At 57.8% G+C, this 15,457-nt stretch carries 12 protein-coding genes; 4 read left to right on the top strand and 8 right to left on the bottom strand.

What is annotated here, in order from left to right; all coding sequences use genetic code 11:
• Positions 1 to 305: 305 nt before the first annotated feature.
• From parE to thiC, 5 genes are all read right to left on the bottom strand, one after another.
• On the bottom strand, positions 306 to 2,195 hold the full coding sequence (gene parE, locus ACP3PW_RS06045; RefSeq protein ID WP_426415777.1) for a DNA topoisomerase IV subunit B: 1,890 nt from the start codon (positions 2,193 to 2,195) through the stop codon (positions 306 to 308).
• The gene (locus tag ACP3PW_RS06040) at positions 2,192 to 2,827 is read right to left on the bottom strand and encodes a YqiA/YcfP family alpha/beta fold hydrolase (protein WP_426415776.1); all 636 of its coding nucleotides are present in this window, start codon (positions 2,825 to 2,827) and stop codon (positions 2,192 to 2,194) included. Before ACP3PW_RS06040 ends, parE begins: the two co-directional genes overlap by 4 nt.
• A 96-nt stretch (positions 2,828 to 2,923) precedes the next feature.
• On the bottom strand, positions 2,924 to 3,727 hold the full coding sequence (locus ACP3PW_RS06035) for a metallophosphoesterase (protein WP_426415775.1): 804 nt from the start codon (positions 3,725 to 3,727) through the stop codon (positions 2,924 to 2,926).
• A gap of 112 nt (positions 3,728 to 3,839) precedes the next feature.
• Positions 3,840 to 4,301, bottom strand: a complete 462-nt coding sequence (locus tag ACP3PW_RS06030) for a DUF1249 domain-containing protein (RefSeq protein ID WP_426415774.1) — start codon at positions 4,299 to 4,301, stop codon at positions 3,840 to 3,842.
• 1 nt (position 4,302) lies between these two features.
• Complete coding sequence (gene thiC, locus ACP3PW_RS06025; protein ID WP_426415773.1) at positions 4,303 to 6,180, bottom strand: phosphomethylpyrimidine synthase ThiC; 1,878 nt, start codon at positions 6,178 to 6,180, stop codon at positions 4,303 to 4,305.
• 274 nt (positions 6,181 to 6,454) lie between these two features.
• On the opposite strand from thiC, the gene ACP3PW_RS06020 reads away from it, so the two are divergent.
• Positions 6,455 to 7,837 carry a TolC family outer membrane protein gene (locus ACP3PW_RS06020; protein WP_426415772.1) on the top strand — a complete coding sequence of 461 codons (1,383 nt, stop codon included), beginning with the start codon at positions 6,455 to 6,457 and terminating at the stop codon, positions 7,835 to 7,837.
• On the opposite strand, the gene waaA is transcribed toward ACP3PW_RS06020, so the two are convergent.
• A complete protein-coding gene (waaA, locus tag ACP3PW_RS06015) occupies positions 7,828 to 9,135 on the bottom strand; it encodes a lipid IV(A) 3-deoxy-D-manno-octulosonic acid transferase (RefSeq protein WP_426415771.1) in 1,308 nt (435 codons plus the stop codon). The genes ACP3PW_RS06020 and waaA overlap by 10 nt on opposite strands.
• A 126-nt stretch (positions 9,136 to 9,261) precedes the next feature.
• Between waaA and ACP3PW_RS06010 the strand changes: the two genes are divergently transcribed.
• From ACP3PW_RS06010 to ACP3PW_RS06000, 3 genes are read left to right on the top strand one after another with little or no spacing between them, the layout of a single operon-like run.
• Positions 9,262 to 10,461 (top strand): FAD-dependent oxidoreductase, encoded by a 1,200-nt coding sequence (locus tag ACP3PW_RS06010; protein ID WP_426415770.1) that lies wholly within the window; start codon positions 9,262 to 9,264, stop codon positions 10,459 to 10,461.
• Positions 10,458 to 11,243: an aldo/keto reductase gene (locus tag ACP3PW_RS06005; protein WP_426415769.1), complete on the top strand. Its 786-nt coding sequence runs from the start codon at positions 10,458 to 10,460 to the stop codon at positions 11,241 to 11,243. Before ACP3PW_RS06010 ends, ACP3PW_RS06005 begins: the two co-directional genes overlap by 4 nt.
• Before the next feature lie 3 nt (positions 11,244 to 11,246).
• Positions 11,247 to 12,113 carry a hypothetical protein gene (locus ACP3PW_RS06000; RefSeq protein ID WP_426415768.1) on the top strand — a complete coding sequence of 289 codons (867 nt, stop codon included), beginning with the start codon at positions 11,247 to 11,249 and terminating at the stop codon, positions 12,111 to 12,113.
• Between the two features lie 27 nt (positions 12,114 to 12,140).
• Here the strand turns inward: ACP3PW_RS06000 and hldE are convergent, their stop codons facing one another.
• Positions 12,141 to 13,568 (bottom strand): bifunctional D-glycero-beta-D-manno-heptose-7-phosphate kinase/D-glycero-beta-D-manno-heptose 1-phosphate adenylyltransferase HldE, encoded by a 1,428-nt coding sequence (hldE, locus tag ACP3PW_RS05995; protein ID WP_426415767.1) that lies wholly within the window; start codon positions 13,566 to 13,568, stop codon positions 12,141 to 12,143.
• 63 nt (positions 13,569 to 13,631) lie between these two features.
• Complete coding sequence (gene msbA / locus ACP3PW_RS05990; RefSeq protein WP_426415766.1) at positions 13,632 to 15,389, bottom strand: lipid A export permease/ATP-binding protein MsbA; 1,758 nt, start codon at positions 15,387 to 15,389, stop codon at positions 13,632 to 13,634.
• Between the last annotated feature and the right edge of the window lie 68 nt (positions 15,390 to 15,457).

The following is a 15,457-nucleotide window of genomic DNA, read 5'->3' as shown; positions in this document are numbered from 1 at the left end:
GGATCACCCGCTTTCACAGCCTCGGTGAGCGCCAATCGATTTAACTTCGTGGAGGCAACTTTTCGCGCCCTTGCGCGACCCGTTATCGGTGGTTGCGAATGAAACGGACTGAGGCCATATCTGCACCCCAACCGGGCCTGCGTGATGGATTGGGGTTGCAGGCCGGTTGCGAGCCGCTCGACCAGCTGCTGCATCAACCACGCTCCAACAGGAGTCAGCGGTTCGGGTCGAGCACTCCTTTCAGGTGATCAAAAGCCAGTTCGGGCGCAGGAAAACTCGCTATCCAGAGCTTATTCGCAGGCTCCTTAGACATCGGCAAGGTTGCCGCTGCTTTCCAGCCACACTTTGCGATCACCGGCGCGTTTTTTCGCCAGCAACATATCCATCGAACTGGTGGTGTCATCCCCCGTCGCTACCGTCAGCTGCACCAGGCGACGGGTATCGGGGGCCATGGTGGTTTCCCGCAGCTGCAGTGGATTCATCTCACCCAACCCCTTAAACCGCTGCACATTGATTTTGCCGCGCATCTTTTCTGCCTCAATGCGATCGAGCAAACCTTTCTTCTCGCCATCGTCGAGGGCGTAAAACACCTCTTTGCCGACATCGATCCGATACAGGGGGGGCATGGCGACATGGATGTGCCCCGCCTCGACCAGGGGGCGGAAATGTTTCACAAACAGCGCGCAAAGCAGCGTCGCAATATGCAAACCGTCGGAGTCCGCATCCGCCAAAATACAAATTTTTCCGTAGCGCAAACCATCGAGCTGGTTGGAGCCCGGATCAACCCCCAGCGCCACCGAGATATCATGAATCTCCTGGGACGCCAACACCTCGCTGGAATCGACCTCCCAGGTGTTAAGGATTTTACCCCGCAGCGGCATGATGGCCTGAAACTCACGGTCACGGGCCTGCTTTGCGCTACCGCCAGCGGAGTCCCCCTCCACCAGAAAGAGTTCGCTGCGCACATTATCCTGGCTCGAACAATCTGCCAGCTTGCCCGGCAACGCCGGGCCAGAGGTGATTCGCTTACGCGCTACCTTTTTGCTCGCCCGCAATCGGCGCTGGGCATTGTTAATACAGAGCTCGGCCAGCGCTTCGGCCTGGGCGGTATGCTGGTTCAGCCAAAGACTGAACGCATCCTTGACTACACCGGATACGAATGCCGCACACTCCCTGGAGGAGAGACGCTCCTTGGTTTGGCCGGAGAACTGCGGGTCAGCCAGTTTCGCCGACAGCACGTAACAACACCGATCCCAGATATCGTCGGGAGAGAGTTTGACGCCCCGGGGCATCAGGCTACGAAATTCGCAAAACTCCCGCAGCGCTTCCAGCAACCCGGTGCGCAAACCGTTAACGTGGGTGCCCCCCTGCGCCGTTGGAATCAGGTTCACGTAGCTTTCCGTTATCAGCTCGCCTCCTTCCGGTAGCCATTGCACCGCCCAGTCGACCGCCTCCGAGTTACCACTCATGGCGCCGGTAAAGGGTTCGGGGGGCAGGGTTTCCCACCCCCGGGTCGCGACCATCAGGTAGTCCTGAAGACCCGACTCGAACAGCCACTCCTCAGAGGCATCCCCCTGCAGGTCATTGAAGACCACTTTCAACCCGGGGCATAAAACCGCTTTAGCCCGTAGTACGTGCTTTAGGCGGGATACCGAGTATTTGGGGGTGTCGAAATATTTCGGGTCGGCCTGAAATCTTACCTGGGTACCCGTGTTGCGTTTGCCGCAACTGTCGATTACTTCAAGTTCGGTTGCCTTGTCCCCGCTGGTAAACCCCATACGATAAACCTGGCCATCACGGCGCACCGTCACCTCGAGCCGGGTTGATAGTGCGTTGACCACCGACACGCCCACACCGTGCAGGCCTCCGGAGAACTGATAGTTATCATTGGAAAACTTGCCGCCGGCATGGAGTCTGGTGAGGATCAATTCGACCCCGCTCACCCCCTCTTCGGGATGAATATCGACCGGCATTCCGCGCCCGTTGTCACCGACCTCCAGCGAATTATCAGGGTGCAGGGTGACGGTCAGCTGGGTGGCAAACCCCGCCAGCGCCTCATCGACACTGTTATCGATGACCTCCTGGGCCAGGTGATTGGGGCGAGTCGTTTCGGTGTACATACCCGGGCGCTTGCGCACCGGATCCAGTCCACTTAGAACCTCTATCGCTTCAGCGTTATAATTTTGATTGCTCATATCAGGGTGATATCACTACGCATCGATAAATTGAAAAAACGGTAGATCTCTGGCAGCGCCGCTTCGAAGCCATCAAATCCGTGGGAGCCTCCCTCCTCAACCCGCTGCCGGCATCCGGCATATCGATCGAGAGCTCGGCGATAGTCGAGGGTTTCATCCCCGGTTTGCACCATCAAAAGGCAGTCATCGGGCTCGCTTACCTCCCCGATATCCAACAACACCAGTTGGCGCAGGTGATCCTGCGTTAACTCATAGCGCTCGCCAGTATGGTGATTCTGCTGTGGGCCCAGGTAACCACCCCAGTATTCGTAGGGGCGTACCGCAGGGTTAATCAACACCAGGGGAATACGGGTTCCTGGCGGCGATTCGGCCAATAAGCGCTCTCGCAACCAGGTGCCGTAATAGCCACCCAGCGAGCTGCCAATCAACGCAATGGGTCGTTGCCCGACCTCGGGACGCAGGCGGGCAAACAGCACCCGCACCGCTTGCGCAGGCCAATGGGGTAGATCGGGCAGCCACAGCTCGCTATCAAATGCCTGCCGCGACAGATCTTGCTGTAGTTGCACCGCTTTTGCAGAGCGCGCCGAGCTGTTAAACCCGTGTATATAGATCAGCAGGGGAGAGTCGGTCATTGAGCGGATGGCCACACAGCAGTTGATTATTGGGCGAAGCCCAGAAGAGTAAGCAAAACAGGGCGACGAAACAAGCGGCGCTGTTGCCTATGCGGCTTAATACCCCATCAACTCGCGATTGATCGTCAACTCACGCGGGCTCACCCGATGAACCTCGCTCACTACGGATCCATCATCATGTAGCTCGATCGTACGCAACCCTGGCATCTCGCTCGTGACACCGAACGCCTCGCCCAGCGGGGCGAACTGAAAGCAGGTTGCCGGTGTGGACAGCATTGTAATACCTTGCCGCTCCAGCTCCTGCTGCTGATGCACATGGCCACACAGCAATACGACGCTTCCCCTCGCAAAGGCCAGCCGTTCCCATAACTGCTCTCTATTGCCAATGGCTATACGATCCATCCACTGGCTATCGATGGCTAACGGATGGTGGTGCATGCAGATCAGGCTGTGGCCGCCGAACTCGCGCAGGCACCTTTCGACCAGTTCCAGCTCTGACTCCGCAAGCCATCCGCCAACCTCACCTTCGACCTGAGAGTGCAGCATAAGCACTTGCCAGGGGCCCATTCGCACACACTTGACCAGCGCCTCTGGAGTATCGGCGAGCGCTTCAGCCATCGCCAGGCCGTTATCGTGATTACCACAGATCCAGCTGGAGGAGTCCTGTATCAGGGCAACCCTGTCACGCAGCTTTTGATAGGCAGCCACAGAGCCGTCCTGGGCCAGGTCTCCGGTCAGCAACAGGTGATCGGGGCGTTCCAGCGACGACGCCAGATCCATCACCCAATCGAGGGTCAAGGTTGTATCTACACCCATCAGCCGCCCGCCCGGATGGGCAAACAGGTGGCAATCGGTAATCTGCATCAATTTGATAACAGACGATGAACCAGGACTGGGCAAAACAGACTCCCTAACGTGCGACCTCAGCCGCTAATACTTTCCCTTCGAAGGTCTCACTATAGCAGCGCACCTGATAGGACTCAGGGGGTTTATGGCAAAATTCCCAACTCAGTCACATCGCTGTGGCTTGCCAGGACTCAAGGCTGCGCCCTCCTTCAATGCAATGACTCAGCCATTCACCCAAAAAACGGTTCCACTGCGCTTTCTCATCGGGCAGGTCCATCCGCGCGTTGGGGTAATCATAACGCGCCGCCAGGTTCTGCCGATCCAGTGCGCTAACCACTTCGGCCATACGCAGGTCGTGATAGACCCGAACCTGCATCAACGGTGGCGCCAGCCACTGGCCCATCCCCCCCTGATGACTCACTTCCAGCATGCTGGTATAGGGGCAACGTTGCTGTATCAACAGGCGCACTCGGGCGTGGTGGTCACCATAACTGATGGCAAAGCTTCGCTCATCGACTCGATCCCAGTTCGGCAGCAACTTGAACAGGCGAGCATAATTATGCTCGCAGAGCGCATGCTGCGCCGCCAGGTCAATCTGGTAGCGTCGTTTGCTGACAGATGATGTCACATTACACCTTTTGGTAGATCTCCGATCCCTGCTGTTTAAACTGCTCAGATTTCTCCTGCATCCCCTTATCGGCTTCGAGGTTGATGGCAGCTATTTGATTATCGTCCAGCTGGCGCACCTCCTGACTGATCTTCATGGAGCAGAATTTGGGTCCGCACATAGAACAAAAATGGGCAACCTTCGCCGATTCCTTGGGCAGGGTTTCGTCGTGATATTCACGCGCCGTATCCGGATCGAGACCGAGGTTAAACTGGTCTTCCCAGCGGAACTCAAAACGAGCCTTGGACATCGCGTTGTCGCGAATTTGGGCGCCCGGATGGCCTTTCGCCAGATCTGCGGCGTGGGCTGCAATCTTATAGGTAATAATACCCTCTTTTACATCATCTTTATTGGGCAACCCAAGGTGCTCTTTGGGGGTAACGTAACAAAGCATTGCGCACCCATACCATCCAATCATCGCGGCACCGATACCGGACGTAATATGGTCGTAGCCGGGGGCGATGTCGGTCGTTAGCGGCCCAAGCGTATAGAAAGGCGCCTCATCGCACTCCTTCAGCTGCTTGTCCATATTCTCCTTGATCATGTGCATCGGGATATGGCCCGGGCCTTCAATAATCACTTGCACATCGTGCTTCCAGGCGATTTTGGTGAGCTCGCCCAGCACCTCCAGCTCGCCAAACTGGGCCTCATCGTTGGCATCAGCGATGGATCCGGGGCGCAAACCGTCGCCCAGCGAAAATGAGACGTCGTAAGCCTTCATGATTTCGCAGATCTCTTCGAAGTGAGAGTAGAGAAAATTCTCTTTGTGGTGCGCCAGACACCACTTGGCCATAATCGAGCCCCCACGGGATACGATGCCGGTCACCCGCTTGGCGGTCATCGGCACATGGCGCAGCAGCACGCCGGCATGGATCGTGAAGTAGTCCACTCCCTGCTCGGCCTGCTCGATCAAGGTGTCACGAAACACCTCCCAGGTCAGGTCTTCAGCGATGCCATTCACTTTCTCCAACGCCTGATAGATGGGTACTGTACCGATCGGCACCGGTGAGTTGCGTACAATCCACTCACGGGTTTCGTGGATATTCTTCCCGGTAGAAAGGTCCATGACCGTGTCCGAACCCCAGCGAATACCCCAGGTCAGTTTGGCGACCTCCTCTTCGATCGAAGAGCCCAGCGCACTGTTGCCGATATTGCCGTTTATCTTCACCAAGAAATTACGCCCGATGATCATGGGCTCAAGCTCCGGGTGATTAATGTTGGCCGGAATAATGGCGCGTCCGCGTGCGATCTCCTCACGGACAAACTCGGGGGTGACCTGTTGGGGAATAGCGGCTCCAAATGACTGGCCGGGATGCTGTTCCAGCGCCCCCTGGGCACGAGCTTCCTCCAGTTTCATATTTTCGCGGATCGCCACAAACTCCATTTCGGGCGTAATGATTCCCTGACGGGCGTAATGCAACTGGGTCACATTTTTCCCGGCCAACGCTCGGCGAGGTTTGCGCTGCAGGGCGAAACGCAGGCTCTTTAACCCATCATCCTCCTCACGCTGAAGCGCGAACTCGGAACTCGATGCAGGCAGCACTTCGGTGTCGGCCCGCTCCAGAATCCAGCTATCACGCACCCCGGCCAGTCCCTTGCGAATGTCGATCGATACGTGCGGATCAGAATAGGGACCCGATGTGTCATACACCATCACCGGAGCATTGGGCTCGCCACCGAGATCCGTTGAGGTATCGGCGAGAGAGATCTCCCGCATCGGTACCCGAATAGTCGCTCGGCTTCCCTCCACATAAATCTTGCGGGAATTGGGAAACGGCTTAACCGATGCGCCGTCAACCCTAGCCGTTTCGCTCAATAATTCATCTGCAGGTTTGTTCATTGTTAGGCCTTATCTAAATCTGGGTCAGGTTGACGTATATCAGCATACGCCTGAGGGGTGCTCCCGCACGGCTGAAACTCTGCTCGCCAGCATTAAGCTGAGGGTGCGGGGATAAAATATAGAGTGGGCTACTATATACTGAGTAGCGGGATATTTTATACTCCCACCCCAACTCGTTTTGTTACACTGGGTTAAATCAAAAGGCAGGTTGTATTGTATGCGGCGCCGGTTAGCGGCACGTCGCTGGTTCAACAAACAGGGAACAGCACAAATCATGGCTTTAAAACACTTATCGGGTTATCTGTTCATCGGCCTCGCAACACTGGCCGCGCCACTGTATGCACAGCAGGATCCAGCTGACCTGCTAGAGATCTACCAACAGGCAGTGGCCAACGATGCTGAACTCGCGGCCGCAGGGGCCTCACTGAGCGCAAACGAAGAGCTGCCTAGCCAAGGGCTAGCAGGTTTGTTACCCAACATCTCCCTAGATGCGTCGACCGCCTCGGCCACCGACCGAAATCTCGCCTCCACTTCGGCATCCAGCTTTAACAGGACCCGGAGCTATAACGAGCACGGTTGGGCAGCCCAACTGGTGCAACCGGTTTTTCGCCTCGAGCGATGGTTTACCTACACCCGCGCACAGGCACTTTCCGAGCAGGCAAAAGCGGAGTTCAGCGTTACCCAGCAAGACCTTATCCTGCGGGTTGCCGATGCGTATTTTGGGGTGTTACGCGCAGAAGACACCCTCACAACTACGGTCTCGGAAGAGAAGGCTTTCAAGCGCCAGCTAGAGCAAGCGCAGCAACGTTTCGAAGTCGGCCTGATTGCCCAGACCGATGTCCATGAGGCGCAGGCTGTCTATGACAACGCCCGGGTTAACCGTATCGTGGCTGAAAATAATGTGGAGGTCAGCCTGGAGCGGCTGCGCACCCTGACCAAGCAGGAGCATCGTAAGATCGGCAGCCTGAATAAGGATATGCCGGTCGTCAACCCTACCCCGGCAGTAAAGGAGGAGTGGGTCAAAACATCCCTGACACAAAACCTGAGCATTCACGCTGCGCGTGAAGCGGTGCGGGCAACCCAGGAGACACTGAAGCTTTCAAAATCCGGACACGCACCCACCGTGGATGCCGTCGCCCGCTTTTCTCACAGCGTCACAGGCGACCCAACGCTGACGGCGACGGGCTTCGCTGGAAAAGAGGATTCCCAATACTACGGCTTGCAACTCAGCGTTCCGATTTACAGCGGTGGGGGTACCAGCTCACGGGTCCGCGAATCTACTTATCGTCTGCAAGAGGCCCAGGACCGACTGGATTCCCTCAACCGCCAGACCAGCCAGCGCACTCGCAACCTCTATAGCACCGTAACCGCCGACGTAGAACGTATTTCGGCACGGGCGCTGGGTATTATCTCCACCCAAAGTGCACTGGATGCAACCGAAAGTGGCTATGAAGTAGGGTCTCGAAATATCGTCGATGTACTCAATGCGCAGCGGAATCTCTACGCCTCGCAGCGGGATTACCTCAACGCCCGCTACGACTACCTACTCAACACCCTCAGCCTCAAGCGCGAGGCCGGTACGCTCAGCCCCCAGGACCTGACCGACCTCAACCAGTGGATCAGCAAAACCAGTACTGAGCTGCTGCCTCAGCTGTAATCATCAAATGGCGGGCGTTGCCCCTCGAGCAGCCGCCCGCTAATTTCCAGCTGGCGCTGCAGCGCCCCCTTATTTTTCTCAACCACTTCGATTCCCGCCGCCCCCATGCGTTGCCGCTCAGGCTCATCGCCTAACAGGACACCCAGCTTCACACTTAGCTCGGCGGCATCATTCACCACCAGCATCGCACCTGCAGCCAGCAGCTGGTCGCTAATCTCCTTGAAATTAAACAGGTGTGGACCGCTCACTACCGGCACACCCAGCGCCGACGCTTCCAGCATATTGTGCCCGCCGGTCGGCACCAGACTCCCTCCAATAAAGGCGACGTCTGCAGCCCCCAAAAAGGCCAGCATCTCGCCCATGGTGTCGGCCAGCACTACCCGGGTATCGCCAACAACCTGCTGCCCGAGGCTGCGGCGGGCGAAAACCAGTCCGCGCTTTTCAAGTAGCTCTGCGACCGATGAAAACCGCTCCGGATGCCTGGGAACCAACACTAACAGGGGCGGTGTTTCCAGCTGAGCGACCGCGCTCAGTACCTGCTCATCCTCACCCTGGTGGGTACTGGCGGCAACCACTACCCGTGTTCCATTGGCCTGCTGTTGCAGCCACTGCTTACGCAACTCGACACCCTGCTGGCGTACCGACGCGTCTACCGGCAGGTCGAATTTTAGGCTACCGGTAACCCATACCCGGGCCGCCTCGACGCCCAAGGATCGAAACCGGGCCGCTGCCTCTTCGCTCTGTGCCGCAATCCCACTCAGCGCCTGCAACATGGGGCCAACCAACGCGGGAAAACGACCGTAGCCCCGAGCACTGCGCTCAGATAACCGGGCATTGGCCAGCAATACAGGAATATTCTGCCCATGACAGGCCGCAACCGTATTCGGCCACAGCTCCGTTTCCATAATAATCGCCAGCTGCGGTCGGGTGCGGCGTAAAAAGCGAGCCACCGAGCCCGGCAAATCATAGGGGGCATAAACATGGAATACGCTTTCACCATAGATCGCTTTCACCCGCTCCGACCCGGTCGGTGTCATGGTGGTGACCACCAATTGATGCCCCGGGTATTGCTGCTGCAGCCCTCTCACCAGCGGCGCCGCCGCTATGGATTCCCCCACCGAGACGCTGTGCACCCAGATCACCGCCTTACCCTGCAGACAAGATGCGTCAAACCAACCGAAACGTTCGCGCCAGCGCCGGGCATAAGCCGGTGCGCGCCAGGCCCGATACAACAAGCGCAGCATCACCAACGGGAGCAGCAGATAAAACAGCAGACTGTAGCTAAAGCGATTCAACATAATGGGTAAACAGGCGTCAAAGGGAGCCGCGATTATACCCTGTTGGCAGCGCAAATGAGCCCCCGCCGGTGACCTCAGCGCAGGGTCACCGTATACTGTGGGCCTTATTGGGTTGACGAGCACAGCATGACACACGATCTGGACACGGACATCGCTATCCTGGGCGGAGGCATCGCCGGCCTCTGGCTATTCCGGCGTCTCAGCTCCCTGGGGTACTCTACGCTACTGCTGGAGAACGGAACCCTTGGAGGCGGACAAACGATCAAGTCCCAGGGCATCATCCACGGCGGCACCAAGTATGCCTTATCGGGAAGTCTCACCAGTGCCTCCGAGTGCATCGCGGGTATGCCCCAACGCTGGCAAGCGTGCCTTGCCGGTAATGGTGAAGTCGATCTGTCGGCGGCAACGGTGCTCAGCCCCCACCACTACATGTGGTCCAGCGCCGGACTGGGATCGAAGCTCACCACCTTCTTTGCCAGCAAGGCGCTCAGGGGACGAGTCGACCAGCTCAAGCCGAAGCAGTACCCCGCTTTTTTCCAGGACCCCGCTTTTCGCGGTACCCTCTACCAGCTCAAGGAGTTTGTGCTCGACGTTCCCAGCGTGGTCTCGGCGCTGGTTGAGGGGTTGGAGGATCGCACCCTTGCCGTCGACTGGAACCATAGCCAGATCCATAGCGACGCCGATGGCAAGATTAACTCCATTACGATGGAGCATAAAGGCCAGCGCACAACCCTGCGCGCGCGGCGCTACGTGTTCACGGCTGGTGCCGGCACGGCCGACCTAATTCAGCGCTGGGGGGTCGAAGGGCCACAGATGCAACTACGTCCCCTGCACATGGGAATGGTCAGGGTGCCGGGGGCACACCCCCTGTTTGCCCACTGCATTGGCACCAGTACCGTTCCTCGCCTTACCATCACCAGCCACCCCGATGGCGATGGCAACTGGATCTGGTACATCGGTGGCGAGCCCGCAGAAACCGGGGTAAAACGCGATCGCCATGAGCAGATAGCGGTGTGCCAGCAAGAGCTGCACCAGCTTATGCCCTGGATCGACTTTGCCGCCGCCGAGTGGGGCACATTGCGGGTCGACCGCGCCGAGCCGCGCCAGAGCAACCTGCTGCGACCCGATGCGGCCTACTGCAAGAACCTTTATAACAGTATCGTTACCTGGCCCACCAAACTGGCTCTGGCCCCCAACCTGAGCGATGAGGTCCTGAAACAGTTACAGCAGCAGGGGGTCAAACCCCAAACGCCGCAACCGGCCGCCGCCAGCGCTTTACCCCACCCCCTTATAGGGAAACCCTTCTGGCACGAGGCCTTTGCATGATCACTACCCCCATCGCCGATACCGGGGTCGAGGTGACGCCCCTCGGGTTTGGCACCGTCAAGCTGGGCCGCAATAAGGGTGTTAAATACCCCAGTGACTTCAAAATCCCCGATGATCGGCAGGCGCTGGCACTGATCAACCTGGCGGCCGAGCTGGGCATCAACCTGATCGATACCGCCCCCGCCTACGGCAACAGTGAAGAGCGCCTTGGTACCCTGCTTGCCGGACAGCGCCAACGCTGGGTCATCTGTACCAAGGTGGGTGAGGAGTTTGACAACGGGGCCTCTCATTACGATTTTACCCCGGAATACACCCGCTTCAGCATCGAACGCAGCCTGCAACGACTCAATACCGACTATCTCGATCTGGTGCTGGTGCATTCCGACGGTAATGACCTGGATATCGTGCAACGTTATGGCACGCTGGAGGTGTTAAACGAACTCAAGCAGCAGGGTTTGATTCGCGCCACTGGCATCTCCAGCAAGACCGTCGCAGGGGGCATCGCCGCCCTGCAGCAAAGCGATTGCGCGATGGTCACCTACAATCTCAACCAGCAGCAGGAAGCGGAGGTGATCGACTACGCCCACGCCAACAACAAAGGCATTCTGATTAAAAAGGCGTTGGCCAGCGGTCACCTGTGCCAACAGGGAGAGGATCCCGTCGCCCGGAGCATGAAGTTTGTCTTCTCCCGCCCCGGGGTCGGCAGCGCCATCGTCGGCACGATCAATGCGCACCACCTGCGCAGCAATCTTCACGCTGCACTGAGCGCACTGGGGCGCTAAACCGTGTTGCTCAGCCAACACCCTGCCGACAGATTCAAGACACGAAACATCCGCGTCACCCTAAAGACTGGCGGTATCTCCCTTAGCCCATGCCAACCGCCCTTCGGCTTTGCCGAGCTGCTGCGCCAGCGGGCACAACCACCCCGGCAGCAGGGTACGGCGTTTGTTGCTACCCACCTTGGGGTATCCGGTTTTATCCGTGTGCATTGGCAAGGGCAACGCTACCTGATGATGGTGCATCAGCAACGCCATGACCGGGCCGACGAGGTACTGAAGTTACCCTCGGGTTACGTGGACTGCGACCATTTAGGCGCCCCGTGGCGAGCACTCGAACAGGAACTGTGCGAAGAGCTATTACTGCAGACCCCCGAGGGGTTACTGCCCCTGTTACGCGGCAACAGCGCACTACCACGACCTTACTCCAGCCAGCTTGCCTACCAGTCCGACAGGGCAATACTGAAGGCATCCAGCGAATTCGAGGGCACTCCCATTCTATGGCAAGGAGAGCGCCTGGGCGCCTGCGAGTGCTACTTGCACCGGCCCACCGGTAGCGTGCAATTGGTTTTCCACTGGGACCTGGAGCTGCCCGACCGGCTACCCCGGGGGCTCACTCTGTGGCAGCTGGAAGAGCGCCTGACCCCTACAGGAAAAATGCTGGAAACCCATTGGGAGTATCGTGAACCCTTATGGCTGGCCCCCCTCAACGAATACGACCTGCTCGACGGAGGGCTCTACCAGCTACGCGATGACCTGCTTCTACCTGCAGAGGGGGGCGACAGACTGCTGCTCAGCGAATATTTCGCCCCGCGTCAGGGGGTGTGGGTAAATAGCGACAATATCCGCCTGAGCAACTACCATCCCTGCTGCTAACACATCCCAGCAACGACACCCATTTGCTCAGGGTTTATCGAGAATTTTGTTGACGATCGCCGTCGTAGAGCAGTTATCGAGGAAATCGAGCACCGCCACCTCGCCGCCGTATTCACGCACGATATCGCCGCCGACCACGCCATCGACACCGTAATCGCCCCCTTTGACCAACACATCAGGGCGAATCATTGCCAACAGTGATTCTGGCGTATCTTCGGCAAAACAAACCGACCAGTCCACGGCCTCCAGCCCCGCCAGCACAGCCATCCGGCGCTCCGCCGGATTAATCGGGCGGCCCTCGCCTTTCAGCCGCTTCACCGAGGCATCGCTGTTGACCGCCACAATGAGGCGGTCCCCCAGAGAGCGCGCCTGCTCCAGATAGCCAACATGACCCGCATGAAGAATATCGAAGCAGCCATTGGTGAAGACAATTTTTTCGCCATGGGCACGGGCGTCCTCCACCGCAACCAATAATTGGTCGGCGCTCATCACGCCTCGCTCCGAGCCCTGGCTCTTGTGCACCGCTCGGCGCAACTCCGGCGCACTGATTACAGCGGTCCCCAGCTTACCCACGACAACTCCAGCTGCAATATTGGCCAACGCCACCGCCTGGGGCATGCGCTCACCGGCGGCCAGCGCCGTCGCCAATACCGAGATCACGGTATCTCCCGCCCCCGTTACATCGTAAACCTCCCGGGCCTTCGCCGGCAGGTGGAGTTCGGGCTCACCCTCGCGCAACAGGGTCATGCCGTGCTCTCCACGGGTAACCAGCAAGGCTTGCAGGTCCAGCTCACGCAATAGCTCAACGCCCTTGTCGACCAGCGTCTGCTCGTCACGGCAATGACCCACTACCGCTTCAAACTCATGCAGGTTGGGGGTGATCAGGGTTGCTCCCCGGTACAGGCTAAAATCGTGCCCCTTGGGATCGGCTAACACCGCCACCCCGGCCTCCCGTGCCATCGCGATCAGCTGTTGATGGTTGCGAAGCGCGCCCTTGCTGTAATCAGAAAGAATGACCACGTCGACATTTGCCAGCAACGCCCCGTAACGCAGGGTGAGGGCAGAAATATCCAGGTGCTCGAAGGGTTCTTCGAAGTCGAGTCGAATCAACTGCTGGCTGTGGCTGATCACCCTCAGCTTGGTGATGGTAGGATCTCCATCCACCGTTTCGAAATCACAATAGACACCAGCCGCTTCGAGGCGCGTGCGCAGCACCGCTGCCGCTTCATCATCGCCCGTGGGCGCCACCAAAAATGCCGGAGCCCCCAACGCGGCCACATTGAGCGCTACGTTGCCCGCGCCCCCAGGCCGGTCCTCGACCTGATTGACCTTGACCACCGGAACCGGTGCTTCCGGGGAGATGCGGGAAGTGGCTCCATGCCAGTAACGATCCAGCATCACGTCGCCAATCACCAGTACACGCGCCTGGTCAAAACGAGGAAGGGTTAATTTCATGACAACGAATTCCAGTGTTTGCAATAAAGTAGAAGATAAGGGGTAGTCGGCAGCACAGCAAGATTACTGCGCTTCATCCTCAAATTGCTGGCTGTGCAGGCGCGCATAGTGCTCACCAATCTCCAGCAATTCGCTATGTGTGCCGCTCTCAATAATTCGCCCCTTGTCCATAACCAGTATGCGGTCTGCTTTTTCAATCGTGGACAGGCGATGGGCGATCACCAGCGTAGTGCGATTTTTCATCACCTCATCCAGGGCGTCCTGTATGTAACGCTCGGACTCGGTATCAAGGGCCGATGTCGCCTCATCAAGGATCAGGATCGGCGCATCTTTGAGGATCGCTCGTGCAATCGCCAGCCGCTGGCGCTGGCCACCCGACAAACGCACGCCGTCTTCGCCAATCATGGTATGAAGGCCGTCGGGAAGGTCTTTGATGAACTCCATCGCGTAGGCTGACTCGGCTGCGGCCTTGATATCCTCTTCGGGAGCGTCCTGCAGATCACCATAAGCGATATTGCTCGCTACCGTATCGTTGAACAGGCTCACCTGCTGATTCACCAGGGCGATCTGACGCCTGAGGCTGGCTAGGGTATATCGCTCTACGGGCACGGAGTCGATCAAAACCTCACCCTGCCGATGATTGTAAAAACGGGGAATCAGGCTCGCCAACGTACTCTTGCCGCTACCCGAACGCCCGACCAGGGCAACCGTCTGGCCCGGCTCCACAATAAAATTCAAACCTTTAAGGACCGGCTCCTCCTCATCGCTGTAGGCGAAGTTGAGATTGCGTACTTCGATACGCCCGGTAATACGCTCCACCTCGTGATCACCTTCGTCAACCTCTTCCGCTTCGTCGAGCTGCTCGAAGATGGTCTCGCAGGCAGCGATGCCTTTTTGAATGTTGCCATATACCTCGGACAACTGGCGAATCGGTTTAGGCAGCATACCCGCCGCCACCACGAAGGAGATTAGCGCCGCCGTCGAGTCGGTGTCGCGCATATAGAGCACCAGGAACATGATCGCCCCCATCGCACTGATCACCAAAAACTGCAGCACCGGGGTGGTGACAGCAGACACCTTCACCATCTTCATGGCCTGGCGAAAATTGTTAAGCGAAGCGCTCAGAAAACGCTTTCTCTCGAAGCCCTCCCCGCCAAAACTACGCACGACTCGATAGCCTTTGATCGTCTCCGAGGTAACATGGGTCACGTCACCCATAGCATCCTGAATTTTATGGCTCAGCTTGCGCAGGCGACGCCCTACCAGCCCGACAATCAATGCGATTACCGGCAATAACGCAAAAAATACGAGGGTTAGCTTCCAGTTCGTCCAGAGCAGGTATCCCATCAAGAAAATGACGGTTAACCCCTCCCGCACCACAACCTTGATCGCGTCGGTCGCGGCCCCGGTGACCATGGTAACGTTATAGGTGATACGTGAGATCAGGTGGCCTGAGTTGTTGTCATCAAAATAGCGGCTGGGCAGAGTCACCAGCTTATTGAACAGCTCTATGCGGATATCGTGCACCAAGCCTTGGGACACTTTGGCCAGAAAGTAATTACCCAGAAACGAGCCCAGCCCCCGCAGTACCGCCAGAGCGACGACCGCCAGGGGGACAAGGTAGAGAAAACGCTCGTCGGAGCCTTCGAGCCCCTCGATAAAGTACTCGACCATCTTTGCATAGCCTGGCTGGGTCGCCGCAAAAAAGGCAAAGCCGAGGATACTGATAACAAAAGGGACGATGTAGGGTTTTACATAACCCAGCAGCCGTAAGTAGATCGCAATACCACTGGACGGCTGATTTTCTGCAGGTGAGGCCAAACGAATTACCTAACTCAATGGTGAACCAATACTGTGCCACACAGCACAACCAAAGTAGGCGCATGATA

It is taken from the genome of Aestuariirhabdus sp. LZHN29 (assembly GCF_049985285.1).
Taxonomy (GTDB): Bacteria; Pseudomonadota; Gammaproteobacteria; order Pseudomonadales; family Aestuariirhabdaceae; genus Aestuariirhabdus.
This window is presented reverse-complemented; position numbering and strand designations above follow the sequence as displayed.

What these genes read in the sequence shown, in the direction of transcription:
- parE (WP_426415777.1), bottom strand. Translation starts at nt 2,195, where the DNA reads ATGAGCAATCAAAATTATAACGCTGAAGCGATAGAGGTTCTAAGTGGA.
- ACP3PW_RS06040 (WP_426415776.1), bottom strand. Translation starts at nt 2,827, where the DNA reads ATGACCGACTCTCCCCTGCTGATCTATATACACGGGTTTAACAGCTCG.
- thiC (WP_426415773.1), bottom strand. Translation starts at nt 6,180, where the DNA reads ATGAACAAACCTGCAGATGAATTATTGAGCGAAACGGCTAGGGTTGAC.
- ACP3PW_RS06020 (WP_426415772.1), top strand. Translation starts at nt 6,455, where the DNA reads ATGGCTTTAAAACACTTATCGGGTTATCTGTTCATCGGCCTCGCAACA.
- waaA (WP_426415771.1), bottom strand. Translation starts at nt 9,135, where the DNA reads ATGTTGAATCGCTTTAGCTACAGTCTGCTGTTTTATCTGCTGCTCCCG.
- ACP3PW_RS06010 (WP_426415770.1), top strand. Translation starts at nt 9,262, where the DNA reads ATGACACACGATCTGGACACGGACATCGCTATCCTGGGCGGAGGCATC.
- ACP3PW_RS06005 (WP_426415769.1), top strand. Translation starts at nt 10,458, where the DNA reads ATGATCACTACCCCCATCGCCGATACCGGGGTCGAGGTGACGCCCCTC.
- hldE (WP_426415767.1), bottom strand. Translation starts at nt 13,568, where the DNA reads ATGAAATTAACCCTTCCTCGTTTTGACCAGGCGCGTGTACTGGTGATT.